Origin of the sequence: Amorphus orientalis, assembly GCF_030814015.1 — a bacterium.
GTDB lineage: Bacteria > Pseudomonadota > Alphaproteobacteria > Rhizobiales > Amorphaceae > Amorphus > Amorphus orientalis.
This window is the reverse complement of record NZ_JAUSUL010000002.1, coordinates 514,229-538,671: the sequence shown is the minus strand read 5'-3', so window position 1 is coordinate 538,671 and position 24,443 is coordinate 514,229. Positions and strand designations below refer to the sequence as shown.

Below are 24,443 nucleotides of genomic sequence, written 5' to 3'. Positions count from 1 at the left end.
ATGTCCTTTACCGTCTTCGACGGGCTCGTACTTGCCATCGTCATCATCTCAGCCCTGTTGGCCATGATCCGCGGCTTCGTGCGCGAAGTCCTGTCGATCGCCGCCTGGGTGGTCGCCGCGGTCGTGGCCTATCTCTTCCACGACGATCTCGTTCCGATCGTCCAGGACTACATATCCCAGCCGACGATCGCGCTCGCCGTGTCCGCGGCGGTGATCTTCTTCATTACCCTGATCGTGGTGAGCTTCATCACGATGAAGATCTCCGATTTCGTGGTCGACAGCCGCGCCGGTTTCGTCGACCGCTTCCTCGGCTTCCTGTTCGGGGCCGCCCGCGGCGTGCTTCTCATCGTGGTCGCGCTGATCTTCTTCAACTGGCTGGTGCCTGAGCGCAATCAGCCGACCTGGGTGGTGCAATCGGCCTCGCGTCCGACGCTGACCAATCTCAGCAACCGCCTCCTGGCCGCGCTGCCGGAAGATCCGGAAGCGACGTTCCGCGAAGCGGTGCAGCAGCGCGAGAGCGGAGCGCCCACCGACGACAACGCCACGGCCCCGACCCGGACCGCGCCGGATTACGGCAACCAGGAACGCAGCCAGATGGATCAGCTGATCGAATCCACTGGCGAAGGCAACGCCAATGGCGGCGAAACGGCGCCCCAGGGCCAGACAAACAGCGAATCGACCCCGCCCGCCAATTGACGTTGGCGGGTTTCGTCCCTTTATGAGAGGCGGTCGGGGGGTCACGCGAGCTCGGAAGCGAATGCATGCCCCGTCTCTATGATTCAGTAGCCCAGCAGTCCGCAGGTGACGTCGACGGCCTCGACGACGATCACTTCCACGACGAGTGCGGCGTGTTCGGCGTGTTCGGCCATTCCGACGCCGCAGCACTTGCCGCCCTCGGGCTGCACGCCCTGCAGCACCGGGGCCAGGACGCGGCGGGCATCGTCACCTACGACGGCTCGCACTTCCACAGCGAGCGCCATTCGGGCCTGGTCGGCGATAACTTCTCCAAGCCGCACGTCATCGCCCGCCTCCCCGGCAACAACGCGATCGGCCACAACCGGTATCCGACGGCCGGCGGGTCGGGCCTGCAGAACATCCAGCCGCTGTTCGCCGAGTTCGCCGGCGGCGGCTTCGCCGTCGCCCACAACGGCAACATCACCAACGCCCGTTCGCTGACGCGCCAGCTGCGCGAGCGCGGGTCGATCTTCCAATCCACCTCGGACACCGAAACCCTGCTGCATCTGGTGGCGACCAGCGCGAAGAAGCCGTTCATCGACCGCTTCATCGATGCGCTGCGCCAGATCGAAGGCGCCTATGCGATCGTCGGTCTGACGGAGAAGAAGCTGGTCGGCGCCCGCGACCCCCAGGGCGTACGGCCGCTGGTCCTCGGCGACCTGGACGGCGCCTACGTGCTGACCTCCGAGACCTGCGCCCTCGACATCATCGGCGCCCGCTTCGTGCGCAACATCGAGCCCGGCGAGATCGTCGTCATCACCGAGAAGGGGATCGAATCCCTGAAGCCGTTCGGCGAGAACCCGGCCCGGTTCTGCGTGTTCGAGTACGTCTATTTCGCCCGGCCGGATTCGATCGTGTCGAACAAGAACGTCTACGACGTGCGCAAGCAGATCGGCGCGGAACTCGCCCGCGAATCTCCGGTCGAGGCGGACATCGTCGTGCCCGTGCCCGATTCCGGGACGCCCGCGGCCATCGGCTTCGCCCAGGCCGCCGGCATCCCGTTCGACCTCGGCATCATCCGCAACCACTATGTCGGCAGGACCTTCATCCAGCCGACCGACGCCATCCGTCACATGGGCGTCCGGCTGAAGCACAACGCCAACCGCGAGGTGCTGGAGGGCAAGCGCATCATCCTGGTGGACGATTCCATCGTGCGCGGCACCACCTCTCTCAAGATCGTGGAAATGGTGCGCGAGGCCGGCGCGGCGGAGGTCCACATGCGGATCGCCAGCCCGCCGACGACGGATTCTTGCTTCTACGGCGTCGACACCCCGGAGAAATCCAAGCTGATCGCCGCCCGGATGAGCCTCGAGGAGCTCGCCCGCTACATCAAGGTGGACAGCCTCGCCTTCCTGTCGATCGACGGGCTGTACCGGGCCGCGGGCGAGGACGCCCGCCGCAACGACCGGCCCCAGTTCTGCGATGCCTGCTTCACCGGCGACTATCCGACCCGGCTGACCGACCACCAGGAAAACCGGACCGATTCCCAGCTGTCCCTGCTGGCGGTGGTGTGATCATGGCCGGATCGTTTGCCGGCCGCGTGGCCGTCGTCACCGGGGCAACCCGCGGGATCGGCTGGAGCGTCGCCGAAGCGCTGGGCGCTGCCGGCGCGCACGTCGTGGCCGTTGGCCGCACGGTGGGAGCGCTCGAGGAACTGGACGACGCGATCCAGGCCAAGGGCGGCGAATCCGCCACCCTCGTGCCGATCGACGTCACCGACTACGACGCCCTCGACCGTCTCGGTGGCGCGATCTACGAGCGCTTCGGACGTCTCGACATCCTTGTCGGAAACGCCGGCATGCTCGGACAGCTCTCGCCGATGGGCCACATTCCTCCGAAGGTGTGGGATCAGGTCATCGGCACCAATCTGACCGCCAACTGGCGCCTGATCCGCTCGCTTGATCCGCTGCTGCGCCAATCGGAGGCCGGCCGGGCCGTATTCCTGACTTCCGACCATGCGCACACGGCGGAGCCGTTCTGGGGTGCCCTGGCGGCCTCCAAGGCCGGTCTGGATGCACTGGTGAAGACCTACGCCAACGAGATCGCCCACACGAGCGTGCGCGCCAATCTGGTCGACCCCGGCCCGACCCGCACCCAGTTCCGCGCCCGCGCCTATCCCGGCGAGGACCCGGAGACCGTGGCGCCGCCGAGCGGCCACGCGCAAGCGATCCTCGCGCTTCTGACGCCCGAGTGCGACGCCAACGGCGAGACGATCTCCCTCGCCCGCAAGATGGCCGACGACGGCGTTCTGCCGAGCCAGCGCACGATCGGTCTGGCCTGAGCTGACGACGGGTCTCGGTATCCGCTCATCCCGGCGAAAGCCGGGGTCCAGTGCGGTTTTCTCCCACGCCGACCGTATGGCCCTGGATTCCGGCTTTCGCCGGAATGAGCGGGACATGGGGCGGGTGCAGCTTCTACCCGCAAATCCCGGACGGAAAACCGGTGCCCACTTTTCCTGGGATTGGTTTCTTGCTCCGCAAAGCCGGACGCGAAACCGGTTCCCACTTTCGCTGGCTTTGCTAATCAGCGCGCGACCGCGCGCCGCCCGGTCAGGGCGCCCTCGCGGAGCCGCGAACGAAGTGAGCTGGCGTGAGCGAAAAAAGGCCGCGCCCGCGCAGCGGTGAGCGCAGCGAACGCGCGTGAGCGGAGAAGACCTGGCTTTTCTCTCCGCAAATCCCGGACGGAAAACCGGTGCCCACTTTTCCTGGGATTTGCTTCAGGCGTATGGATTGTCGCCCTTGCGCAGGGTCAGCCGGATCGGCACGCCGCCGAGATCGAACGTGTCGCGCAGACCGTTGATCAGATAGCGCTTGTAGGCTTCCGGCATCTCTTCCGGCATCGAGCAGAACGCGATGAAGTGCGGCGGCCGGGTCTTTGCCTGGGTGATGTAGCGCAGCTTGATGCGGCGCCCGCTCACCGCCGGCGGCGGATGGCGCGTAATGGCGTCATGGAACCAGCGGTTCAGCCTGCCTGTCGACACCCGGGTCGACCAGCTCTCCACCGACTTCACGACGGCCTCCAGAAGCCGGTCCAGGCCGCGTCCGGTAAGGCCCGAGACGGGGATCATCTGCACGCCGCGGATCTGCGGCAGAAGCCGGGTGGCCATTTCCCGGAGCGCCTTCAGGGTCCCTTCGGGGTCCTTCACCAGGTCCCACTTGTCCAGTGCGATCACCATCGCGCGGCCTTCGCGCACGACCAGATCGATGATGTGGAGGTCCTGCTTCTCGAACGGCACGGTGGCGTCGATGGTGACGACGACCACCTCGGCGAACTTGAGCGCACGGATCGATTCCCCGACCGACATGCGCTCCAGCTTTTCCTGAACCTTTGCCTTCCTGCGCATGCCGGCAGTATCGATCAGCCGGAATGCCCTGCCCCGCCACTCCCAGTCGACCGCAATGGAATCGCGCGTGATGCCGGCTTCCGGGCCGGTCAGCATCCGCTCCTCGCCGAGCAGGCGGTTGATCAGCGTCGATTTGCCGGCATTGGGTCGCCCGACGACCGCTACCTGGACCGGACGGGTGCGGCCGGGGCCTTCCTCGTCCTCCGCCGGGGCGTCGGTCTCCGGCGCGTCCGGATCGGGAGTGCCGTCTTCGGTCGCATCGGCAGCGGGATCCTTGCTCGCAAGGGCGTCGATCGCCGCCTTGAGCATATCGTAGAGCGCATCGAGGCCCTGCCCGTGCTCGGCCGAAAAGGTGATCGGCTCGCCGAGGCCGAGGGAATAGGCCTCCATCGCGGCCATGTCGCCCGCGCGGCCCTCGGCCTTGTTGGCGAGCACGATGACGGGATGGGACGAGCGCCGCAGAAGCTCGCCATAGGCCTGGTCGGCCGGCATCACACCCGCGCGCGCGTCGATCACGAACAGGATCACGTCGGCGGCGGCGATTGCCAGGTCCGTCTGCTCGCGCATCCGGCCCTCGAGGCTCTGAGGTCCGGCGTCCTCGAGCCCCGCCGTATCGATGACGGTGAAGCGTAGATCGGCGATCCGCGCCTGCCCTTCCCGGCGGTCGCGGGTCACGCCCGGCGTGTCGTCGACAAGGGCGAGCCGCTTGCCGATCAGCCGGTTGAAGAGGGTCGATTTGCCCACGTTGGGGCGACCCACGATCGCCACCCGGGCCATTGTCCCGCCCGAGTCCATGCGCGATTACCTCAGTGCCGAGATTTCACCGGCGTCCGACACGAAGACGAACGTCCCCGATGCCACGACCGGCGAGGTGTAGCCATGGCTGGCGGGCTCGACCTGGGCGCGGATCGCGCCATCGGCCGGGTTGACCGACACGAGGTCGCCGCCGCTGGAGATCGCCCACAGCGAGTTGCCGGCGAGAACGGGCCCGTTCCAGGCCTGCTTGCGCTTGCCGCCCGGCTGCGGGAGCGCAGTGCGCCACGCAATCTTGCCGCTGGAGCGCTCAAGCGCCACCATGCGGCCGTCCAGATCGATCACGAACACGCCGTTGCCCGACACGATCGGCGTCGAAGCGCTGCCGATGTTCTGTTCCCAGATCCGCTCCCCGTTCGCCAGGCTGACGGCGATGGTCCGCCCGCCGACGCCGGCAGCGAACACCGTGTTGCCGTCGATCACCGGGCTGCCCGACACGTCCGTCAGGCCGGCCACGGCCAGGGTCCGCGTCGACCGGGTCACCGAGTCGATCCACTTCGGCTGCCCCTCGGAAATCGACAGCGCCATCACCTCGCCGGAGCTCATCGGCACCACGACGGTGTCGCCCGACACCGCCGGGTTGGCCGTGGTCAGCAGGCCGGCCTTCTCCGGAATGCCGCGATAGGTCCAAAGCGCGCTGCCGTCCGACTGGTTGACCGCAACGACCTCGTTCGACTGGTTGACGACGAAGACCTTGCCGCCGGATGCCGTCGGCGACCCACGGGCCGGAACGTCGAGCGGTTCCTGCCAGATCACGTTGCCGGAATTGAGGTCCAGGGCCGCGATGGTGCCGTAACCGGTGGCCACGAACACCTTGCCGCCGTCGATCGCCGCGCCGCCGCCGGTGGCGACGTCGCGCTCCTTCTCCGGTCGGAGGTTCGTCGACCATGCCCGGCCGCCGCTGGACAGCGACAGGGCCGTCACGGTGGCATCGGGCGAATAGACGATGACGAAGCCGCCGCCGACCACGGGCCGGGCGGAAATGCGCTGGGATTCGTTGGCGAACTGCATGATCGAGCCGCCGCCGCCGCCGATGCTGGCGCGCCAGGCCCGTCCGCCGCTCCCGGAATAGCTCACATGGCCCGGATTGTTGCGGGCATCGCCGCCGGCAGCCGGCCAGTCCGGCATCGCGCTCGCCGAGCCGATCGAGACAGCCGTGCCGGTCACGTTCGCTTCGTCCGGGGCATCCTGGCTCTGAAACACGTTCGACCGTTCGCCGGGAAGGATGGTGTCCTTCTTGTGGAACGGATTGATGGAGGAAACGGTATCGCCTACCGACCCGCAACCCGACAGGACAAGCACTGCCGCGAGGCCGACTACGCCGCCGAACCGCACCGTCATTCGCTCACCTCGCCTTCGGCACCGGCCGAAGCCGTCTCGTCGGCAGGTGCGCCCGCGTTACTCACGTCATTCGCGTCCGCTGCGGCGGGGGTGGCCCGCTCCGAAGCGATCAGCTCTTTCATCAACTGGACCCGGCCGCGCAGGTCCTGGGTCGTGGCTGCGTCGGCATCGATCTCATCGAACCATTTCTGGGCCGCGTCGTAGTCGCGCGCCTGATAGGCGGCCAGGCCGAGGATCTCGCGTGCCGTGTTCTGCCAGGGTCCCGCCGTCGAAGCGACCGGCGTGACCCGGTCGGCCACCGCCGTCCGGTCACCGCCGTTGAGAAGGACATAGCCGGCCCGGACCCGTGCAAGATCGCGCTGGCGATTCGAGAGGCTGGCATCGTTGGCCAGCGCATCGAAGCCGGAAACGGCCGCCTCGGTATTGCCGGCGAGCGCCTGCTCGCTGGCCGCCCTGAACCGGGCCAGCACCGGATAGCCGCCCGGCGCGCCGTCAGCGAACTCGGTGAGGGCCTCGGCGGCGGCCGCATTGCGCCCGTCGGCCGCCATGTCCAGCGCCGCCAGGAACTCGTCACCGGCGGCCTGCTCTGCCCGGGTCTTGAAATAGGTGTAGCCGTTATAACCCGCGGTCACCGCCACGATCAGAACGGCGACCAGGATGATGACCCAGCCAAACCGGTCCCAGAGGGATTTCATCCGTTCGCGACGGATGTCTTCCTCGACCTCCTGAAAGATGTCGGTCATTGATCGTCGATCCTCACCGCGTGGTCTGCGGCCCCTGTTGTGCTGCCAGCGTCCCGGCCGCGCCGTGTAACGCGTTCCGCGCGTCTGGCCAAGCCATTCAAGCCGGAATCTCGCTTGCGATTGGAAATCGGAGCCGCAGAACGCCGCTCCGGGTCACATCAGGACCGGGACCCCAATCAACCACGTGTGCACCTTCCAGACAAACAGGGCGTAAACAAGGAGACCGCCGACGATCGCAATCAGATCGTTCCGGGCACTTCCGTTGACGACCGCGGCACCGCCACCCGTGGCCGCCGGTGTCCGGCGTTTCAGCGAGATCCGGTCGATCACGCCCCAGGCGAGGAACGCTCCGAACAGCGCCACCGACGCCGCATCCCCGTTCGCCAGCAGATGGGCGAACGCCCAGATCTTCACCGCCAGGATCATCGGGTGCTTCGTGCGCGCCTTGATGCGTCCGGGCGCGTAAGCGGCGATCAGAAGCACGAAAACCGGCAGCATCAGAAGCATCGTGAGATGCCGCGTCCAGAGCGGCGGGACGTACAGAACGGCCGGCCCGGCGGTGCGCCATTCGCCGTACCCCCAGATGATCATCACCAGGCCGACGAAGGCGACCAGCGAATAAAGGCCCCGGTAGCCGTTGTCGCCGAGCCGGGCAACGAAACGCTCCCGCAAGGCGGGCGCGGTCGGCAGCAGATGGGTTGCGAAAAAGACCACGACCCCGGCGACGAAGATCCACATAAATCCGCTCCCTGCTGGCCCGGACGCATGCGGCGGACCTGCCCCTCCCGCGCCGGACGTCGACGGGAGTTTGCCGTTCTCTTTCACATGATTCCAGTGTTGCCATACGCGAGCCGCCGCCGCGACCATCCACCGCGCCCGAAGCGCGTCCTCATGGCCGGACCATCAACCCAGAACTGCGCAATTGTCCTGAGTCGCGCCACTGTCGAGGCCGGGATATTCTGACCGGCAGCTTTCGGCCATCTGCTATGGCAGACAGGACGGCTCGGCACGATCAGGGGTTGGCGATGACGGGGCGGATCACGGGGTTTACGGCACGGATGCAACAGATGCTTGTCGCAGGACTGCTTGTCGCTGCGGCTTGGACAATGGCGCTGAGCGACGCGACGGCGGCGACGGTCACGGCGACGATCGACCTCTCCGACCAGCGCATGTACGTCTCCGTGGGCAAGAAGCACATCCACACCTGGCCGGTCTCGACGGCTCGCAAGGGCTACCGCACACCCACCGGCTCGTTCAGGCCGACCCGCATGTACAGGCGCTACTATTCGCGCAAGTACAACAACTCGCCGATGCCCAACTCGATCTTCTTTTACGGCGGCTACGCGATCCATGGCACGACCGCGATCAAGTCGCTCGGCCGACCCGCCTCGCACGGCTGCATCCGCCTGCATCCGTCCAATGCCAAGGCGCTCTACGATCTCGTCAACGCCAACGGCCCGGGTAACACGCGGATCCGAATCCGCTGGTAAGCGGCTGATCCTGTTCGGATATGTTGCACCATTTGCCGGTCACGCGGGGCGTTGAGCGAGGGCACAGCGCACCTCCAGTAGCTTCAGATAAATTGAAGCGAGCGCCAATAATTCCGGTTTGCCTAAAGCCTAGTTGCTGGGCACGCTTCTTTTGATGGCAGACCGGATTGTCCCTCGTTCCCCGACCGATCAGGAGGCCCGCGCCGTGCGCCAGGGCCGACCCCCGGAAGGCGCGCATTCCGGACGATCGCTGCCCGTTGTCCTTCCGCGGGGATTCGTGCCCGGATGCTGACTGTTGCGAGCACCATCGACCGGGCAATGGGCGGGCTCGGCGAGGTCCTGAAGTGGGCATTGCCGATCGTCGTCGCCCTGGCGGCCGCGGTTGCCCTGCTGCGTTACGGCTTCTCGCTCGGCTATCCCTGGCTTTCGGAGAGCTTCGTCTGGCTCAACGGGGCGATGATCTTCCTGGGAGCGGCATCGGTCTACGCGTGGGACGGGCATGTCCGCGTCGACCTTCTCTATCGCCGCCTGGGCAAGCGCGGGCGCGCCATCGTCAATCTGGTCGGCACCGTGATCTTTCTCTGGCCGATGCTGGCGGTGATCGCAGTCAAGGGCTGGCCGGCGCTGGTTCGCTCCTGGAGCCTTCTGGAAGGCTCGCCGTCGATTGACGGCCTCCCCTTTCTGTACCTGATGAAGACCGCCGTCCTCGCGTTCTGCATCCTGACCGCGCTGCAGGGCCTCGCGACCGTGTTGCGCAGCCTTCACGTCCTGCTCCGCGCATCCGAGAGTTCGAGCTGAGATGGAAGCGGAGGCCGCCTCCTGCCTGCTTCTGTTCGCGGTCGCCGTGGCGGCGCTCCTCACGGGCTTTCCCGTCGCGTTCGCGCTCGGCGGCTCGGCGGTTCTGGTCGCCGCCATCGGAAGCATGCTCGGCACGTTCGACGCGATTCTGCTCGGCTCCCTGCCGTCGCGGATTCTCGACATCGGCCTGAACCCGACGCTGGTCGCCGTTCCCCTGTTCGTCTTCATGGGGACCGTGCTGGAACGCTCCGGCGTCGCCGAGCGGCTCCTGATCACCATGGGACAGCTGTTCGGCGGCCTGCGCGGCGGCCTCGGCATTTCCGTGGTGCTGGTCGGCGCCCTGCTGGCCGCCTCCACCGGCATCGTCGGCGCGACGATCGTGACCATGGCGCTCATCAGCCTGCCCGCGATGCAGCGCGCGCGCTACAAGGAGTCCCTCTCCTGCGGCGTCATCTGCGCATCGGGCACACTCGCCCAGCTGATCCCGCCCTCCACCGTGCTGATCCTTCTCGGCACGATGCTGCAGAACGCCAACACCCAGGCGCAACTCCGGATGGGCATCTTCGCCGGCGATCCGGTAACGGTGACCGACCTGTTCGCGGCCGCCCTGGTGCCCGGCCTGATCCTGGTCCTGTTCTACGTGATCTGGATCGCCATCCGCGCCATCGTGGAACCGGAGAGCTGCCCGCCCGTGCCGATGAGCGTCGACGAGCGGCGGAGCCTGCACCGGCGCGTGCTCTTCGCGATGCTGCCGCCGCTGGCGCTGATCGTGCTGGTCCTCGGCTCCATCCTCAGCGGACTGGCGACGGCCACGGAATCGGCGGCGCTGGGCGGCGTCGGGGCTGTCCTGCTCGCGCTCCTCAACCGGTCGCTGACGTTCGAGCGGTTCCGCGACGCGACCCGCTCGGCCATGTCCATCTCGCTGATGATCTACGCGATCCTGATCGGAGCCACGGTCTTCTCCCTCGTCTTCCGGGGTTTCGGCGGGGAGGACGTGGTCATCGAGCTTCTGGAGTCCATCCCCGCCGGCGCTGTCGGCGCGACGCTGTTCGTGCTGGGGCTGATGTTCGTGCTCGGTTTCCTGATCGACACGTTCGAGATCATCTTCATCGTCGTCCCGATCTTCGCGCCCGGCTTGATCATGCTTGGCGTGGACCCGCTTTGGCTCGGTGTCGCGGCCGCGCTCGTGCTGCAGACCAGCTACCTCACGCCGCCCTTCGGCTTCGGCATCTTCTACCTTCAGGGCTCCGCGCCCCGCCTGTCGCTGCCGACGATCTACCGGGGCGTGATCCCGTTCGTCGCCATTCAGCTCCTGGCCGTCGTCGTGCTCGCTCTGTGGCCGGAGCTTGTCCACTGGCTGCCCGGACTGCTTTCGGGCTGATCCGTTCGAGCCGGCGAACCGGGCGAAGACCCGGTCCGGCCCGTCCGCCCGTCGCAACGGCGACGGCAACCGACATCGCAAGTGTCGACCAACAAGAGGGGACTACCGACATGGACCGCAGACAATTCGTGACAAGGGCCGGCCTCGGACTGGCCTCCGGGGCGGCGGCCGCGACGGGCCTGGCCGCGCCGGCGATCGCCCAGGGCAAGATCGAGTGGCGCATGCAGATGACGTGGGCGAAGAACTCGCCCCTGCTGGCCACCGGCCCGCAGATCGTCGCCGACTACATTTCCAAGGCGTCGGGCGGACGGATGTCCGTGAAGCTCTATGCCGCCGGCGAGATCGTGCCGCCCTTCCAGGTGATCGACGCGGTGGCGGACGGCACCCTGGAGATGGGTCACGGCTACCCGGCCTACTGGGCGGGCAAGCTGCCGGCGATGCAGTTCTTCACGCCGATGCCGTTCGGCTTCACCACCCAGGAGCAGAACGCCTGGTTCTCCTACGGTGGCGGCCAGGAGCTTGCGGACGAGGTCTACGGCAAGCTCGGCGTCAAGTTCTTCCCGTCCGGCAACACGTCTGTGCAGGCGGCCGGCTGGTTCAACAAGGAACTGAACTCGATGGAGGACTATAAGGGCCTCAAGGTGCGCTCCGGCGGCCTCGGCGCCAAGGTTCTCACCGAGGTCGGCGCGACGCCGGTCCAGATGCCGCTGGGCGAAGTGCCCCAGGGTCTCCAGTCGGGTGCGATCGACGGCGCCGACTTCGTCGGCCCGTTCAACGACATGGCCTTCGGCCTGCACAAGGTCGCCAAATACTACTACTGGCCGGGCTGGATGGAGCCGTGCGGCGTGCTCGACTGCATGATCAACATGGCCGCCTGGGAGAAGCTTCCCGATGATCTCAAGGAGATCGTCAAGGGCGCGAACACCGTCGCCAACCAGGTGGTTCTCAACGAGTTCGTCGCCAAGAACGCCCAGGCGCTGGCGCAGATGAAGTCCGACGGCGTCGATGTGCGGACGCTCAACGACGACATCATGAAAAAGCTCGCGGAGGTTTCTTCCGGGGTGGTGCAGTCGGTCGCCGATTCCGACCCGCTCGCCGGCAAGGTCTACGGCTCCATCAAGGACTTCATGGCGACCGTGAAGCCCTACACCAAGATCTCCGAGGGCGCCTACATCGACGCCCGCCCGGTCTAGAGGGGGCTTTCGAGGCGGGTCCGGCAGCCGCGAGCGAGCCGGCACCCGCCTCGGAAGGCTTTTTGCAGCTCGGATCTGGCGGAGCGTCCGCCCGGTCCAACGATCACGTCACCGCGTTTGAGGAAACAACAAGATGACCGCCAACCAGACCGGGATCAGCACCCAGGCCGTGCTGTCCATGCGCAGCGGAGGCTACTACTCCGAGCGGACCTACGGCGCCAAGCAGGCGATCGACAAGATGCTGCCGGTGGTGCAGGACGCCCTCACCCCCGACCCGGCCGCCAGCGGGATCCTGCGCGTCGCCGATTTCGGCGCGGCCGACGGCGGCACCAGCCGCGAGCTCTGGTTCAAGGCGTTCCAGGCACTGAGGGAGGGCGGCGACGGGCGCGAGATCGCGATCACCTACACCGACCTGCCATCGAACGACTTCTCGACCCTGTTCCGCACCATGCAGGGCCTGCAGGGCGACGAGGCGCTTGCCTACCAGAAACAGCTCGACGGCGTGTTCGTGTACGGCTGCGGGACCGGCTTCCACACCCAGCTCTTTCCCTCAGAAAGCCTGGATTTCGGCTTCTCCGCGACCGCCATGCACTATCTCTCGGTGAAGCCCTGCGAGATCTCCACCCACGTCCACGCGACCGGCGCGGAAGGGGCCGAGGCGGACGCGTTCGCGGAGCAGGCGCGCGCCGACTGGGAGCGCATCCTTCTGGCCCGCGCCGCGGAGCTGAAGCCCGGTGGACGCATGGTGTGCCTCAACTTCGGGATCGACGAGAAAGGCCGCTATCTCGGCAACACCGGCGGCCAGCACATGTTCAACATGTTCGACCGTTTCTGGAAGGAGCTCCGGGACGAAGGCAAGATCACCCCGACCGAGTACGAGCGGGCGACCTTCGTCCAGTACTACCGGACGCTGGAGGAGTTCACCGCGCCGCTCAAGGACCCGTCCTCACCGGTGGCCAAGGCCGGCCTGAGACTGGTCGATGCCTTCTCCACCTACACGCGCTGCCCGTACGAGACCCGATTTTCCGAATCCGGCGGCTCGATGACCAACGCGGAGTTCGCCAAGTCCCTGATCCCGACCATGCGGTCTTGGTCAGAGACGGTGTTCCTGACCGCACTCGACGGCCGACCGCCCGCGGAGGCGCAGGCGCTCGTGGACGAGTTCTATCAGAGCTACGAGGACCACGTGGCGGTCGAACCCGCCGGTCACGCGATGGACTACATCCACATCGTTGTGGTGATGGAGAAGACCTGATCGCCCGGCACGGACCCGTGTCAGGCCGGCAGGACGTCGATCTCGCCGTCGCGGATGCAGGCGCGAAAGGCCTCCGCGAAGGCGTCGGCCACCGGCGACAGCGTGTGGCCCGCGCGCCAGAGAAGCCCGACCTCGCGGTGCAGCCCCTCTCCCGCCAGCGGACGGCAATGCACTTTGGTGTCGGCTGCGACGGACAGCGCCGGCAGCACGGTCACGCCGAAATCGGACCGCACCAATGCAAGGAGGGAGGTAACGTTGCGCACCATCAGCCGCGACGCCTGGGAGACGGACCGGAAGCCCGCGTCCTGGAGCCGGACGGAGGCGCCGTTGGCGATGAAGCGGTAGCCGGCGAGATCGGCCGCCGAGACCGGCGCATCGCTTGCCGCCAGCGGACTTTCCGCGGCGCAGACCATCACGAACCGGTCCCGAAAGACGGGCGCGAAGGCAACGATCCCCTGGGACGACGGCCGGCCGGCGACACCGAGTTCCACCCGCTGGCGCTCGATCGCAAGCTCAACGGACGCGGAATCGGCATCGCGCACGTCGAGCTCGATGTCCGGCCGCTCCGACAGGAAGGTGCGCAGCAGGCGCGGCATGATCTGCGTCGCAACGGAGGGCACGCAGGCGACGTCGAGCCGGCCGATCTCGTTGCGGGCGTAGGACTGGATCGCCGCCACGGAGCGGTCGAAGCCCCGCACTTCGGCGCGCGCGACCGTCAGAACGTACTCGCCCAGCGAGGTCAGCCGCGTCTTCCGGTCGCTTTCGAACAGCGCACCGTCGAGCTGTTCCTCAAGCTGTTTCAAGGACATGGAGACCGCCGACGGTGTCCGGCCAATCTTCTCCGCAGCATCTTTGATGTTGCCGAGATCGGCCACTTCCAGGAACACGCGCAACTGCCCGAGCGTCACCGCCATCGCCACCCTCCGATTCAGCCTTACTGAAATGCATAACAAAAATTTCGGTTTGATTGAATTGGGCATGCCCCCCAAGGTTTCGAACCTGATCAAGGATCCACGACCAGAACCAGAAGCGGGGCGGCTTTGACGGACATCCACGGCAACTTCTTCGACGGGGCTTGGCACAAGGGCGACACCGCCATCGCCAACATCAATCCGTCGGATGTCTCGGACGTCATCGGCCATTATGCCCAGGCAACGGCGGCCGAGGTCGACGCAGCCGTGGAGGCGGCGATCCGCGCCGGCCGCACATGGGCGGCGACCGGGCTGGAAGCGCGGGCAGGCGCGCTCGATGCGATCGGACGCGAACTGATGGCGCGCTCCCAGGAGCTGGGCGAGCTTCTGTCGCGCGAGGAAGGCAAGCCGCGGGCCGAGGGTGTCGGCGAGATCTTCCGGTCCGGCCAGTTCTTCACCTACTACGCAGCCGAAGTCCTGCGCCTTCAGGGCGACAAGGCCGACTCCGTGCGCCCCGGTGTCGAGGTGGACGTCACGCGCGAGCCGATGGGCGTGGTCGCGATCATCTCGCCCTGGAATTTTCCGATGGCGACCGCTGTCTGGAAGATCGCCCCTGCCCTTGCTTTCGGCAACGCGGTCGTCTGGAAGCCCGCCAACCTCACCCCGGCGTCTGCCTGGGCCCTCACCGAGATCATCGCCCGCCAGGATCTGCCGGCCGGCACCTTCAGTCTGGTGATGGGCTCCGGCAGCGGTGCCGGCCAGGCGCTGATCGATCATCCGGGCGTCAACGCAATCAGCTTCACCGGCTCGCTCGATGTCGGCCGCACAGTTGCCGTGTCGGCGGCGAAGAACCTGACCAAGGTCCAGCTCGAGATGGGCTCAAAGAACGCCCTGGTCGTGATGGACGACGCGGATCTGGACGTGGCCGTCTCCTGCGCGGTGGCCGGCGGATATTCCGGGACCGGCCAGAAGTGCACGGCCTCCTCGCGGATCGTGGTTCACCGGAAGGTCCACGACGCCTTCGTCGACAAGCTGACCGGAGCCCTCACCGCAATGAAGGTCGGTCCGGCGCTTGCGGAGGGAACCGAGATGGGGCCGGTCGCGAGCGAAGCCCAGCTTGCCACCGACATGGCCTATCTCGACCTCGCCCGCGAGGAAGGCTGCGAGGTCGTGTGCGGCGGAGAGCGGCTCGATCTTGCCACGGAGGGCTACTATCTCAGCCCCGCGCTGCTGACCGGCTCGACCAACGCGATGCGCATCAACCGCGAAGAGATGTTCGCCCCGATCGCGGCCGTGATCCCGGTGTCGGACTACGACGAGGCGCTCGCGGTGACAAACGACACCGAGTTCGGCCTGACCGCCGGCATCGTGACGGGCTCGCTCGCCCGGGCGACCCATTTCCGCCGCAACGCCCAGACGGGCTGCGTGATGGTGAACCTGCCGACGGCGGGAACCGACTACCACGTCCCCTTCGGCGGCCGTAAGAATTCCAGCTACGGCCCACGCGAACAGGGCCGCTATGCGGCCGAGTTCTACACCCAGGTCAAGACCGCCTACGTGCGGGCCGGCGACCCGGATTGATGAGGCCGCCCGGATGACTGGTTCCGCCTTCCTGATCGACGGCCTGCAATACGCCAACTGGTCGGAAAAGGTCTTCCGCCAGATGCGCGAGGGACGTCTCGACGCGGTGCACGTCACCATCTGCTACCACGAGATGTTCCGCGAGACGGTCGCGAACCTCGAGAACTGGAACCGGTGGTTCGAGCGCTATCCGGACCTGATCCGGCCCGCCGGCACCGCCGAGGACATCCGCGCCGCCAAGGCGGAGGGCCGGACCGCCATCGTGTTCGGCCTGCAGAACTGTTCGCCGATCGAGGACGATATCGGTCTGGTGGAGATCCTGCACACGCTGGGCGTGCGCTTCATGCAGCTCAGCTACAACAACCAGAGCCTGCTCGCGACCGGCTGCTACGAGCGCGAGGATCCCGGCATCACTCGCATGGGCCGGCAGGTGATCCGGGAGATGAACCGGGTCGGCATGACCATCGACATGAGCCACTCGGCGGAGCGATCGACGCTGGAAGCGATCGAGATTTCCGAGCGCCCGATCGCCATCACCCATGCCAATCCGTCCTTCTGGCACCCGGCGCTGCGCAACAAGTCCGACACCGTGTTGAAGGCGCTGGCCGAAAGCGGTGGCATGCTGGGCTTCTCGCTCTATCCTCATCACCTGAGGGACAAGTCGGACTGCACCCTCGCCGGGTTCTGCGAGATGATCGCCCGGACCGCCGACATGATCGGCGTCGAGCATCTCGGCATCGGCAGCGATCTGTGCGTCGACCAGCCCGACAGCGTGGTGGAATGGATGCGCAACGGCCGCTGGAGCAAGGACCTGGACTACGGCGAAGGATCGGCCGCCGCCGCCGGCTTCCCGCCCCAGCCGAGCTGGTTTCAGAGCGCGCGCGACTTTCCGAACCTGGCCGACGGGCTCGCGGCGGTGGGCTTTTCGGCAAGCGACGTGGACCGCATCATGGGCGGGAACTGGCTCTCCTTCTATGAGCATGCCTTCGCGCCCATGCGCACGGAGCACACCGAGACGAGCGAGCAGGCGAGACGAAGCCATGTCAGTTGAACCGTCGGCGCACGCCGCCACCGGGCTCGCCGTTGACCTCCGTCCGCCGTCCACCGTCATGCGGCTGGACCGCATGGGGAGCTTCTTCCCGAGCCGTCTGAGCTTCATGCCAACGCTCGTCCGCCGGATGTGCGCCGAACGCTGGACGGTCGAGCAAAGCCGGTGCGCGCTGTCTCCGGAAGGATACGGCCACGTCGTCTATCGCGCCCGGGGACCGGAACGCACCTACAGCCTCATCGCCTTCTCGCGCGAGCTGTCTCCGGAAGACCGCAGCGACCGGGTGATCGCCACCGCCTGGGACGCGACCTTCGCCCTCTTCGACGGCGAGCCGACCGATGCCGACATCGAGCGGCTGTCGCAAAACGTGCCCCACCAGGAAGCAGGTCGCTGCAGCCCGAGCGAACTGGTCCTGTCGCGAGCGAACCGCAGCGTGCGGGTGTTCGATCACATGGTCGAGGCGCTCGCCGCCGGACGCCAGCCGGATGCCGAGCTGGTGGCCTCGGTCGGCTATCTGATGCGCACGACCGCAGTCTACGGCAACGGCAAATTCGGCATCGCGGACCGGGCGAAGGTCGATGACCGCCCAGAGCTCGCCGGTCCGTTCCAGGCGGAAATGCTGAACGTCTATCTGATCCGGTGCTTCACGCTCGATCTGGTGGAACACATCGCCCGGCACCGTGCACCTGGTACCTTCGTGCCTCTCGACGGCCCGACCCGTCGCCGGCTTGGCATCGGCAATTCCACGGGTCTGGGCATGGCGCCTTTCCTGGCGAACCAGCCGGTGCTGATCAACAACTGGATCACCGCCCGCGAGACGGCCCTGGCCCGGGTCCGCAGCCTCGATGCGGTCCCCGCCGCAAAGGCCGCGGCGTTCCGTGAGCGCCTCGCCGAGGCGCGCGCCCACGTAGGCGAGTGGCGCGTCGACGACACCCGTCAGAGCGACCGGATCGAGGGGCTCGCCACCGATCTCGCCGCCTTCGCCGACTGGCTCGACGCCACCGATCCCTTTGCCGGCCCGGCGCCCTTCGATGCGGTCTACCGACATGCGGAGGCCGCCTACGGGCTCGAAGCCCAGGAGCTGATCGTCTCGCTCTGCCTGGAGCCGAACGGCGATCTGGTCGACCCGCTGGTCACGACGATGGCCGCGACCGAAGGCCTGAAATTCGAGGCCGGCATGACCGTCGGCCGGCTGAAGGACCTGATCGCCAGCCACTACCGCTGGGCGCTGGAGATCGACTTCTCCGCTCCGCACGCCCAGAAGCGGTTCTGGTACGTGTCGGAGGAGAAGCTGGAGCCCCGTCTCGGCGAGCGCGACGAGGAGCCCGGGGCCGACCGCGAGATGCCGCTGGCGATCGCCCGGGACGTGCGGGCGCTTGCCGATCTTCTGGACGACTTCCGGGACGACCAGTTGGTGGTCGAGGTGACCCTCGCCCGGCCAGAGGCCCGCTATGCCGCGGCCCGGGTGCAGACCATCGCCCGCCACCCGTATGGCGAGATCCGCGACAATCTCATCGATGCGGATTGCCTGCCGATCGACCTCCTGCGCTGCAAGCTTTCGTTCTTCGGCGCCTCGAAGTTCGATCCGAAGTCGGACCGTTGGACCCGCATCACCATGTTCGCCGGCGCACCGCTTCCCGACGAATTGACGCCGGAGACCGGCGACTGGTTCCTGCTCGCTCCTGGATCGGCGTCGTGACCACCCTTTCCCTGAACGAGGTCGAGCAGTCGATCCGCAAGGCCGCCGTCGGGGCGGGTCTGCCCCAGGGCACCGCCTACGAGACCGGCCGTGCAGCCGGGTGGCTGGCGGTCGCCGGCCTGCCTGCCTTCACGATCTCGGCCGATGCGCTGGAAGCCGCGCACGCAGGCGCGACCGCAGGTGCGCGCGTCACGCACCTTGATGGCGGCTGGCTGATCGAGCCCGCCGACGACCGCCCACTCTGTCCCTGCCGCGCCGGTGTGGCGGCCGCCGACCTCCTGAACGCGGGCGCGCAGTCGGTCACCCTGAAGACGGTGGCCTGGCCGATCCTCGCCGTCGCGCTTCTGACGGTGCTGACCGAGACCCGGTCCGCCGTCGTTCGTCTCGGTGGAGGAGACAACCCGGACAGCGCACCCGGCCTCGCGGTCCGCGGGGGCGTTGCAACGGCATCGACCCACGACACGCTGGCCGCCGCCCAGATTTCGGCGACCGACCTGACGGTGACGGCAAGCGAGGCGGCTGCTCCGGCGCCAGGGACCTCCTATGGCGACGCGGCCGCTCGCCGCCGCACGGTTACCGACGGCGTGTCACCCGATCCGGCCGCTGCCGACCGGATCGCTCGCCTGATCGCCAACACCCTGGTTCCGGCGTCCGACCTCTCGCGCGACCGCGGCGCCGGCGCCGGCCTCATCGACAGCAACTGATCCCCACCCAGCCTCGAGAGATCCCGCCGTGAGCAGCACCCGTCTGAGCCTGTCCGACATCGAAGACCTCGCCTATCAGGCCGTCCTCGGCGCGGGCGCGGCCGAACCGGCCGCAGCCGCCATGGCGCGGGCGACCCGGGCGGCCGAGCGCGACGGCATCCGCAGTCACGGGCTGCACTACATCCCGATCTATTGCGAGCACGTGGTGTGCGGAAAGGTCGACGGCCGGGCCGAACCGGTTGTGGAGCGCCCCCGCCCCGGCTCCGTCCGCGTCAATGCCCGTTCCGGGTTCGCCCACCCGGCCATCGAGGCCGGATTTGCGGAACTCGTCCCGGCCGCCCGCGAAAACGGCGTGGCGGGACTTGCCGTCTTCAACTCCTACAATTGCGGCATTCTCGGCTATCACACCGAGCGGCTCGCGGCCGAAGGCCTCGTCGGGCTGGGCTTCACCAACGCGCCAGCCTCAATTGCCCCCCACGGCGGGAAGACGCCTGTGATCGGGACCAATCCGTTCTCGTTGGCGGTCCCCGGCGATCCCGAAGCGCGCGTCCTGATCGACCAGAGCGCCAGCACGGTCGCCAAGAGCGAGATCATGATGCGCGCCCGCGAGGGAGAGGCGATCCCGGAAGGCTGGGCGCTGGACGCCGACGGCAACGCCACCACCGATCCGGAGGCTGCGCTGAAGGGCTCCATGACGCCGTCGGGCGGCGCGAAGGGCTTCGGCGCCGGACTGATGGTCGAGATCTTCGCCGCAGCCCTGTCCGGCGCGACGCTCGGCAAGGACGCGAGCCCCTTCTCCGGCACGGCCGGCGGACCGCCGAAGACCGGCCAGTTCTTCTTCGCCGTCGATCCGGAGCCGTTTTCCGGCGGCGCCTTCGCCGACCGCATCGCCGACCTGGTCGCCGCGATCGACGCCCAGGACGGCGCCCGCGTTCCCGGCTCCCGCCGCTTCGCCAACCGCGCTCCAGCCGACCGCGACGGCGTCGACGTCGCTGACGCGCTTCTGGAGCGGATCCGGGCCTACGTAAAGTAGGGTCCGTTTCCGGACATATCCGAACCGTCACTTGACTTCGCGCGCGCCTGGATCGCTCAATCCGGGTGGATGGTGAGCGCGCTCAAGTGGCTGGGCATGCCCGCCGTGGACCGTGCGGCGCCGGATCGAACGGACGGCCGCGGCTGGGGAGCTGGAAATGTCCAAGACCGTCGCCCACGTCATCGTCGAAACCCTGATGGAAGCCGGCGCCAGGCGCTGCTACGGCATCGTCGGCGATACGCTGAACTACGTCACCGACGCCATGCGCGCCCAGGGCATGGAATGGGTACACGTGCGCCACGAGGAAGTGGGCGCGTTCGCCGCCGGCGCGGAATCCTACATGACCGGCGAACTGACGGTCTGCGCCGGCTCGACCGGTCCCGGCAGCCTTCACTTCGTCAACGGCATCTTCGAAAGCCACCGCAACGGCTCGCCCGTGGTGCTGATCGCCTCGCAGATCGATCGGGTTCAGGAAGGGCTGAACTTCCCCCAGTCGGTCGACCAGAAGAAGATCTACGAGCAGTTCTCGGTCTTCTGCGAATATGTCAGCCACCCGGAACAGGCGCGCCGGATCACCGCGATGGCCGCCCAGGCGGCCCTGACGAAGCGCGGCGTCGCCGTGATCATCGTCAACGGCGACACCACCAAGCTCCAGACCAGCGACAGCCACCACTGGGCCGTCTCCCGTCCCAACCCGGTGCTGAGGCCGAACGACGACGAGCTGGCTGCCGTTGCCGACCTGATCCGGGAGGCCGGAAAGATCACGATCTTCGGCGGCTTCGGCTGCCGTGACGCCCATGACGAGGTTGTCGCGCTGGCCGCAAAGCTGAAGGCGCCGATCGCCCACACCTCGCGGGTCAAGGAGTTCCTCGAGCACGACAATCCCTACAACGTCTCCATGACCGGCATCATCGGCATGAAGTCCGGCTTCGAGGCGGTGGAGGGATGCGACCTCCTGCTCTGTCTGGGCACGGATTTCGCTTGGACCCAGTTCTATCCGCGTCACGCCAAGATCGTTCAGATCGACAACGACCCGCTCAATCTCGGCCGCCGGACCCCCGTAACGCTCGGTCTGCTGGGCGACGTGAAGGACACGGTGGCCGCCCTCCTCCCGCTCGTCGAAGAGCGCAGCGACGACCATTTCCTGCAGGAGTCGCTCAAGGAGCACGCCCACAGCCTCAAGGTCCTCGACGACCAGACCCACGAGCCCTCACCCGAGCTGATCCACCCGCAGTTCGTCGCCAAGACCCTCGACCGGATCGCGCCCGACAACGCCGTCTTCACGGCGGACGCCGGCTCTCCGTTCGTCTGGATGCTGCGCTACGTGAAGGCGAACGGAAAGCGGCGCTTTCTCACGAGCCTGCTGCACGGCACCATGGCAAACGCCTATCCCCAGGCGATCGGCTGTGCGAAGGCCTACCCGGACCGGCCGGTGATCGCCATGTGCGGCGACGGCGGCATGACCATGCTGATGGGCGACCTGCTGACCCTGGTTCAGGAAAAGCTGCCGGTTAAGATCCTGGTCTTCCACAACGGCACGCTCGGGTTCGTGGAAATGGAGATGAAGGTGGAAGGGCTGCTCGATTCCTTCACCGGCCTCCAGAACCCGAACTTCGGCGACCTCGCCAAGGCCTGCGGCTTCTATGGCGCCCAGGTGACCAACGCCAATGACCTCGAAGGCGCCATGCGCGAGTGGCTGGCCCAGCCGGGACCGGCCCTGCTCGACGTTAAGGTCAACCGAATGGAGCTTGTCATGCCGCCGACGATCAACGCCGGCGAAGTGGTCTCCACGGCCGTCTACGGGGCGAAAGCGGTCATGAACGGCCGGCTGGACGACGTCTGGACGCTCCTCGACCACAATTTCCGCAAGTAGGCGCGCAACGCCGGATCGACGCCGCGCGATCCGTTCGTATGCGGCGTTGCGCGGCTCCCGTGACTGGGTCCTGACGGGCCTCCATCGGCCAAGATTCAATTTTTCTGAAATAAGAGACAGATATACCTATTTGTCTTAACCCGCCCGATGGGCCAGCCTGCGTCGGTCAGGCTCGGGACGATATCGTCCATTGGCACTTGTGGCCTGCACCTTGCTTGATCCACGCTAGGATACGGGGTCGGGCGCAGGGGCGCCATCGGCGGGTCCTCTCGCTGTCCTGGCTCGGTATTCATGCCTCCCTACCCCTCGGGAGGCCAAACGACGCTGCCCGATCAGCGTCATCAACATGAACCAAGAGGAGCAGCACCATGACGCATTTGAGACCGCTGGTTGCGGCGGGCGGCATTGCCCTGTTCGCGACCTTCGCGCCGGCCGGCGCGAAAGCTGCGGAGTGCGGCACCGACGACACCATCACCATCGCCAACATGACCTGGCTCTCCGCCAGCGTGCTGGCGAACGTCACCGAGCAGATCCTCTCGGAAGGCTATGGCTGCAACGCCGAGCTGGTCCCGGGCGACACGGTTCCGACCGCCACCTCGATGCTGACCAAGTCGGAACCCGACATCGCCCCGGAGATGTGGGTCTCCACCGCCCAGGCCATCTGGGACAAGGCGATGGACAAGGGCAACGTCTACAAGGCCGGTGACATCTTCGGCGACGGCGGCGTCGAGGGCTGGTGGATTCCCGACTACGTCGCCGAGGAGCACCCGGAGATCAAGTCGGTCACCGACCTCAAGGAGAACTGGGAAGTCTTCTCCGAACCGTCCTCTCCCGATGCCGGCCGCCTCTATGGCTGCCCGCCCGGCTGGGGCTGCGAGATCATCACCAACAACCTGTTCGACGCCCTCGGCCTCGAAGAGACCTTCGAGCTCTTCTCGCCGGGGTCCGGCGCCAACCTGAAGGCCTCGTTCGCCCGCAAGGTGACGCGCAAGGAGCCCATCGTCGGCTACTACTGGGGTCCGACGGCCGTGATCGGCCGCTACAACCTGGTCCGGCTGGAGATGCCGCCGTTCGAGCAGGAGAAGTTCACCTGCCTCACCGATTCCAACTGCGCGGATCCGCAGGTGACCGGCTGGAAGAAGGGCGAAGTGGCGGTCGCAGCCACCACCGACCTGCGTGAAAAGGCCGCCCCCGTCGCCGACTTCCTGTCCAAGATGCAGGTCCCGAACGACGTGGTGAACAAGGTCCTCGCCTGGGGCGACGAGCAGTCGGCGAGCCCGGAGGACACGGCGGTCTACTTCCTCAAGACCTATGAGGACGTTTGGACCGAGTGGGTTCCGGAGGACGTCGCGACCTCCGTGAAAGAGTCGCTGTCCTGACGGCGCCCGCCCACCGGTGAAAACGCCCGACCGGCCGACGATGGCGACAGGTGTGCATACCGGCTCGCCACAAGCAGGACGGCTGCGCACGTCGGCCGGAGTCGGGTGATCACGACCAACGACCGGCGCGGCGGCCTTCGGGCCGCCGCGTTCGCACGGGGCAACCACACAAGCGCCTGACAAGAGCGTGCGCCCGCATTTCGAACAAAAAGCCTTTCCGAAGCAGAGGGACCACAGGCGATGGACTCCGGCTTTCCAGAGCTGATCAACACGCGCGGGCTGCGGCTCGCGATCGACGACGCCTTCAACTGGGTCGTCATCGAATGGGGCCGTCAGCTCGAGATCGCGTTCCTGCCGGTGCTCCGGCTTCTGAACAATATCGAAGACGGCCTCCTCTGGCTCCCCTGGTTCGTCGTCATCGCCGTGATCGCGGGCATCGGCTACCTGGCCACCCGCTCGATCTGGACCGCGATCGGCATCGCCGTGATGCTGTTCCTCACCGGCCTGATCGGGCTTTGGGAACCGGCGATGGCCACCATCGCGCTGATGCTCACCGCCACGCTCCTCGCCGTCCTGATCGGCATTCCGCTCGGCATCCTGATGTCACGCTCTGACCGGATGCAGTCGATCATGCTGCCGGTCCTCGACGTCATGCAGACCATGCCGATCTTCGTCTACCTGATCCCGTTCGTGATGCTGTTCGGCCCCGGCAAGATCCCGGCATTGCTCGCCACGATCGTATTCGCCGTACCGCCCGTGATCCGGCTGACCAATCTCGGCATCCGTCAGGTCGATGCGGAGGTCATCGAAGCGGTCACCGCATTCGGCGCAACGTCCACCCAGCGCCTGTTCTCCGTGCAGATCCCGCTTGCCCTGCCGACCATCATGGCCGGCATCAACCAGACCACCATGATGGCGCTCTCCATGGTGGTGATCGCCTCCATGATCGGCGCCGGCGGCCTCGGCTATCAGGTGCTGCAGGGCATCCAGCGGCTGGAGGTCAGCCGCGGATTGCTGGCCGGCCTCGCCATCGTCTTCCTGGCCATCATCTTCGACCGGATCGCCCAGGCCTATGGCCGCCGCGTCCAGCAGCACCTGCACAACAACTGAGGGGCCTGAGCCA

At 67.0% G+C, this 24,443-nt stretch carries 21 protein-coding genes; 16 read left to right on the top strand and 5 right to left on the bottom strand.

The features are described from left to right. The 3 genes from J2S73_RS10295 (at window position 1) to J2S73_RS10285 (ending at window position 3,016) form a co-directional block, all read left to right on the top strand. Entirely contained in the window at window positions 1-696 is a 696-nt protein-coding gene (locus J2S73_RS10295; protein WP_306885436.1) for a CvpA family protein, read from the top strand. A 65-nt stretch (window positions 697-761) separates the two neighbouring features. Next, entirely contained in the window at window positions 762-2,249 is a 1,488-nt protein-coding gene (gene purF, locus J2S73_RS10290; RefSeq protein WP_306885435.1) for an amidophosphoribosyltransferase, read from the top strand. A gap of 2 nt (window positions 2,250-2,251) precedes the next feature. After that, the gene (locus J2S73_RS10285) at window positions 2,252-3,016 is read left to right on the top strand and encodes an SDR family NAD(P)-dependent oxidoreductase (RefSeq protein ID WP_306885434.1); all 765 of its coding nucleotides are present in this window, start codon (window positions 2,252-2,254) and stop codon (window positions 3,014-3,016) included. Between the two features lie 435 nt (window positions 3,017-3,451). Here J2S73_RS10285 and der read toward each other — a convergent pair whose 3' ends face one another. From der to J2S73_RS10265, 4 genes are all read right to left on the bottom strand, one after another. Continuing rightward, window positions 3,452-4,873 carry a ribosome biogenesis GTPase Der gene (gene der, locus J2S73_RS10280; RefSeq protein ID WP_306885433.1) on the bottom strand — a complete coding sequence of 474 codons (1,422 nt, stop codon included), beginning with the start codon at window positions 4,871-4,873 and terminating at the stop codon, window positions 3,452-3,454. Window positions 4,874-4,879: 6 nt separating this feature from the next. Beyond that, window positions 4,880-6,232 carry a PQQ-like beta-propeller repeat protein gene (locus J2S73_RS10275; protein WP_306885432.1) on the bottom strand — a complete coding sequence of 451 codons (1,353 nt, stop codon included), beginning with the start codon at window positions 6,230-6,232 and terminating at the stop codon, window positions 4,880-4,882. Further along, on the bottom strand, window positions 6,229-6,975 hold the full coding sequence (locus tag J2S73_RS10270; RefSeq protein WP_306885431.1) for a tetratricopeptide repeat protein: 747 nt from the start codon (window positions 6,973-6,975) through the stop codon (window positions 6,229-6,231). The genes J2S73_RS10275 and J2S73_RS10270 overlap by 4 nt, the downstream gene beginning before the upstream one ends. Before the next feature lie 153 nt (window positions 6,976-7,128). Then, entirely contained in the window at window positions 7,129-7,713 is a 585-nt protein-coding gene (locus J2S73_RS10265) for an NnrU family protein (protein ID WP_306885430.1), read from the bottom strand. A 329-nt stretch (window positions 7,714-8,042) separates the two neighbouring features. Between J2S73_RS10265 and J2S73_RS10260 the strand changes: the two genes are divergently transcribed. The 5 genes from J2S73_RS10260 (at window position 8,043) to J2S73_RS10240 (ending at window position 13,092) form a co-directional block, all read left to right on the top strand. Further along, on the top strand, window positions 8,043-8,465 hold the full coding sequence (locus J2S73_RS10260; protein WP_306885429.1) for a L,D-transpeptidase: 423 nt from the start codon (window positions 8,043-8,045) through the stop codon (window positions 8,463-8,465). A 285-nt stretch (window positions 8,466-8,750) separates the two neighbouring features. Further along, window positions 8,751-9,263: a TRAP transporter small permease subunit gene (locus J2S73_RS10255; protein WP_306885428.1), complete on the top strand. Its 513-nt coding sequence runs from the start codon at window positions 8,751-8,753 to the stop codon at window positions 9,261-9,263. Between the two features lies 1 nt (window position 9,264). Further along, window positions 9,265-10,644: a TRAP transporter large permease gene (locus tag J2S73_RS10250; protein ID WP_306885427.1), complete on the top strand. Its 1,380-nt coding sequence runs from the start codon at window positions 9,265-9,267 to the stop codon at window positions 10,642-10,644. A 110-nt stretch (window positions 10,645-10,754) separates the two neighbouring features. Continuing rightward, window positions 10,755-11,837, top strand: a complete 1,083-nt coding sequence (locus J2S73_RS10245) for a TRAP transporter substrate-binding protein (protein ID WP_306885426.1) — start codon at window positions 10,755-10,757, stop codon at window positions 11,835-11,837. Window positions 11,838-11,970: 133 nt separating this feature from the next. Next, a complete protein-coding gene (locus J2S73_RS10240) occupies window positions 11,971-13,092 on the top strand; it encodes a class I SAM-dependent methyltransferase (RefSeq protein ID WP_306885425.1) in 1,122 nt (373 codons plus the stop codon). A gap of 20 nt (window positions 13,093-13,112) precedes the next feature. Here J2S73_RS10240 and J2S73_RS10235 read toward each other — a convergent pair whose 3' ends face one another. After that, on the bottom strand, window positions 13,113-14,006 hold the full coding sequence (locus J2S73_RS10235; protein WP_306885424.1) for a LysR family transcriptional regulator: 894 nt from the start codon (window positions 14,004-14,006) through the stop codon (window positions 13,113-13,115). 126 nt (window positions 14,007-14,132) lie between these two features. Here J2S73_RS10235 and J2S73_RS10230 point away from each other — a divergent pair, with 126 nt between their 5' ends. From J2S73_RS10230 to J2S73_RS10195, 8 genes are all read left to right on the top strand, one after another. Next, complete coding sequence (locus J2S73_RS10230; RefSeq protein WP_370874415.1) at window positions 14,133-15,584, top strand: aldehyde dehydrogenase family protein; 1,452 nt, start codon at window positions 14,133-14,135, stop codon at window positions 15,582-15,584. Between the two features lie 13 nt (window positions 15,585-15,597). Beyond that, complete coding sequence (locus J2S73_RS10225) at window positions 15,598-16,635, top strand: membrane dipeptidase (RefSeq protein WP_306885423.1); 1,038 nt, start codon at window positions 15,598-15,600, stop codon at window positions 16,633-16,635. After that, entirely contained in the window at window positions 16,625-18,331 is a 1,707-nt protein-coding gene (locus J2S73_RS10220; RefSeq protein WP_306885422.1) for a hypothetical protein, read from the top strand. Before J2S73_RS10225 ends, J2S73_RS10220 begins: the two co-directional genes overlap by 11 nt. Continuing rightward, complete coding sequence (locus tag J2S73_RS10215) at window positions 18,328-19,035, top strand: DUF3726 domain-containing protein (protein ID WP_306885421.1); 708 nt, start codon at window positions 18,328-18,330, stop codon at window positions 19,033-19,035. Before J2S73_RS10220 ends, J2S73_RS10215 begins: the two co-directional genes overlap by 4 nt. 28 nt (window positions 19,036-19,063) lie before the next feature. After that, window positions 19,064-20,068: an Ldh family oxidoreductase gene (locus J2S73_RS10210; protein WP_306885420.1), complete on the top strand. Its 1,005-nt coding sequence runs from the start codon at window positions 19,064-19,066 to the stop codon at window positions 20,066-20,068. A 157-nt stretch (window positions 20,069-20,225) separates the two neighbouring features. Further along, complete coding sequence (locus J2S73_RS10205) at window positions 20,226-21,941, top strand: thiamine pyrophosphate-dependent enzyme (protein WP_306885418.1); 1,716 nt, start codon at window positions 20,226-20,228, stop codon at window positions 21,939-21,941. A 368-nt stretch (window positions 21,942-22,309) separates the two neighbouring features. Beyond that, complete coding sequence (locus J2S73_RS10200) at window positions 22,310-23,320, top strand: ABC transporter substrate-binding protein (RefSeq protein WP_306885417.1); 1,011 nt, start codon at window positions 22,310-22,312, stop codon at window positions 23,318-23,320. A gap of 240 nt (window positions 23,321-23,560) precedes the next feature. After that, window positions 23,561-24,430, top strand: coding sequence for an ABC transporter permease (locus J2S73_RS10195; RefSeq protein WP_306885416.1), 870 nt, complete (start codon window positions 23,561-23,563; stop codon window positions 24,428-24,430). The last annotated feature ends 13 nt before the right edge of the window (window positions 24,431-24,443 follow it).

What these genes read in the sequence shown, in the direction of transcription:
- J2S73_RS10270 (WP_306885431.1), bottom strand. Translation starts at nt 6,975, where the DNA reads ATGACCGACATCTTTCAGGAGGTCGAGGAAGACATCCGTCGCGAACGG.
- purF (WP_306885435.1), top strand. Translation starts at nt 762, where the DNA reads ATGCCCCGTCTCTATGATTCAGTAGCCCAGCAGTCCGCAGGTGACGTC.
- J2S73_RS10220 (WP_306885422.1), top strand. Translation starts at nt 16,625, where the DNA reads ATGTCAGTTGAACCGTCGGCGCACGCCGCCACCGGGCTCGCCGTTGAC.
- J2S73_RS10245 (WP_306885426.1), top strand. Translation starts at nt 10,755, where the DNA reads ATGGACCGCAGACAATTCGTGACAAGGGCCGGCCTCGGACTGGCCTCC.
- J2S73_RS10255 (WP_306885428.1), top strand. Translation starts at nt 8,751, where the DNA reads ATGCTGACTGTTGCGAGCACCATCGACCGGGCAATGGGCGGGCTCGGC.
- J2S73_RS10225 (WP_306885423.1), top strand. Translation starts at nt 15,598, where the DNA reads ATGACTGGTTCCGCCTTCCTGATCGACGGCCTGCAATACGCCAACTGG.
- J2S73_RS10250 (WP_306885427.1), top strand. Translation starts at nt 9,265, where the DNA reads ATGGAAGCGGAGGCCGCCTCCTGCCTGCTTCTGTTCGCGGTCGCCGTG.
- J2S73_RS10200 (WP_306885417.1), top strand. Translation starts at nt 22,310, where the DNA reads ATGACGCATTTGAGACCGCTGGTTGCGGCGGGCGGCATTGCCCTGTTC.
- J2S73_RS10265 (WP_306885430.1), bottom strand. Translation starts at nt 7,713, where the DNA reads ATGTGGATCTTCGTCGCCGGGGTCGTGGTCTTTTTCGCAACCCATCTG.
- der (WP_306885433.1), bottom strand. Translation starts at nt 4,873, where the DNA reads ATGGACTCGGGCGGGACAATGGCCCGGGTGGCGATCGTGGGTCGCCCC.
- J2S73_RS10235 (WP_306885424.1), bottom strand. Translation starts at nt 14,006, where the DNA reads ATGGCGGTGACGCTCGGGCAGTTGCGCGTGTTCCTGGAAGTGGCCGAT.
- J2S73_RS10275 (WP_306885432.1), bottom strand. Translation starts at nt 6,232, where the DNA reads ATGACGGTGCGGTTCGGCGGCGTAGTCGGCCTCGCGGCAGTGCTTGTC.
- J2S73_RS10295 (WP_306885436.1), top strand. Translation starts at nt 1, where the DNA reads ATGTCCTTTACCGTCTTCGACGGGCTCGTACTTGCCATCGTCATCATC.
- J2S73_RS10205 (WP_306885418.1), top strand. Translation starts at nt 20,226, where the DNA reads ATGTCCAAGACCGTCGCCCACGTCATCGTCGAAACCCTGATGGAAGCC.
- J2S73_RS10285 (WP_306885434.1), top strand. Translation starts at nt 2,252, where the DNA reads ATGGCCGGATCGTTTGCCGGCCGCGTGGCCGTCGTCACCGGGGCAACC.
- J2S73_RS10195 (WP_306885416.1), top strand. Translation starts at nt 23,561, where the DNA reads ATGGACTCCGGCTTTCCAGAGCTGATCAACACGCGCGGGCTGCGGCTC.
- J2S73_RS10260 (WP_306885429.1), top strand. Translation starts at nt 8,043, where the DNA reads ATGCTTGTCGCAGGACTGCTTGTCGCTGCGGCTTGGACAATGGCGCTG.
- J2S73_RS10240 (WP_306885425.1), top strand. Translation starts at nt 11,971, where the DNA reads ATGACCGCCAACCAGACCGGGATCAGCACCCAGGCCGTGCTGTCCATG.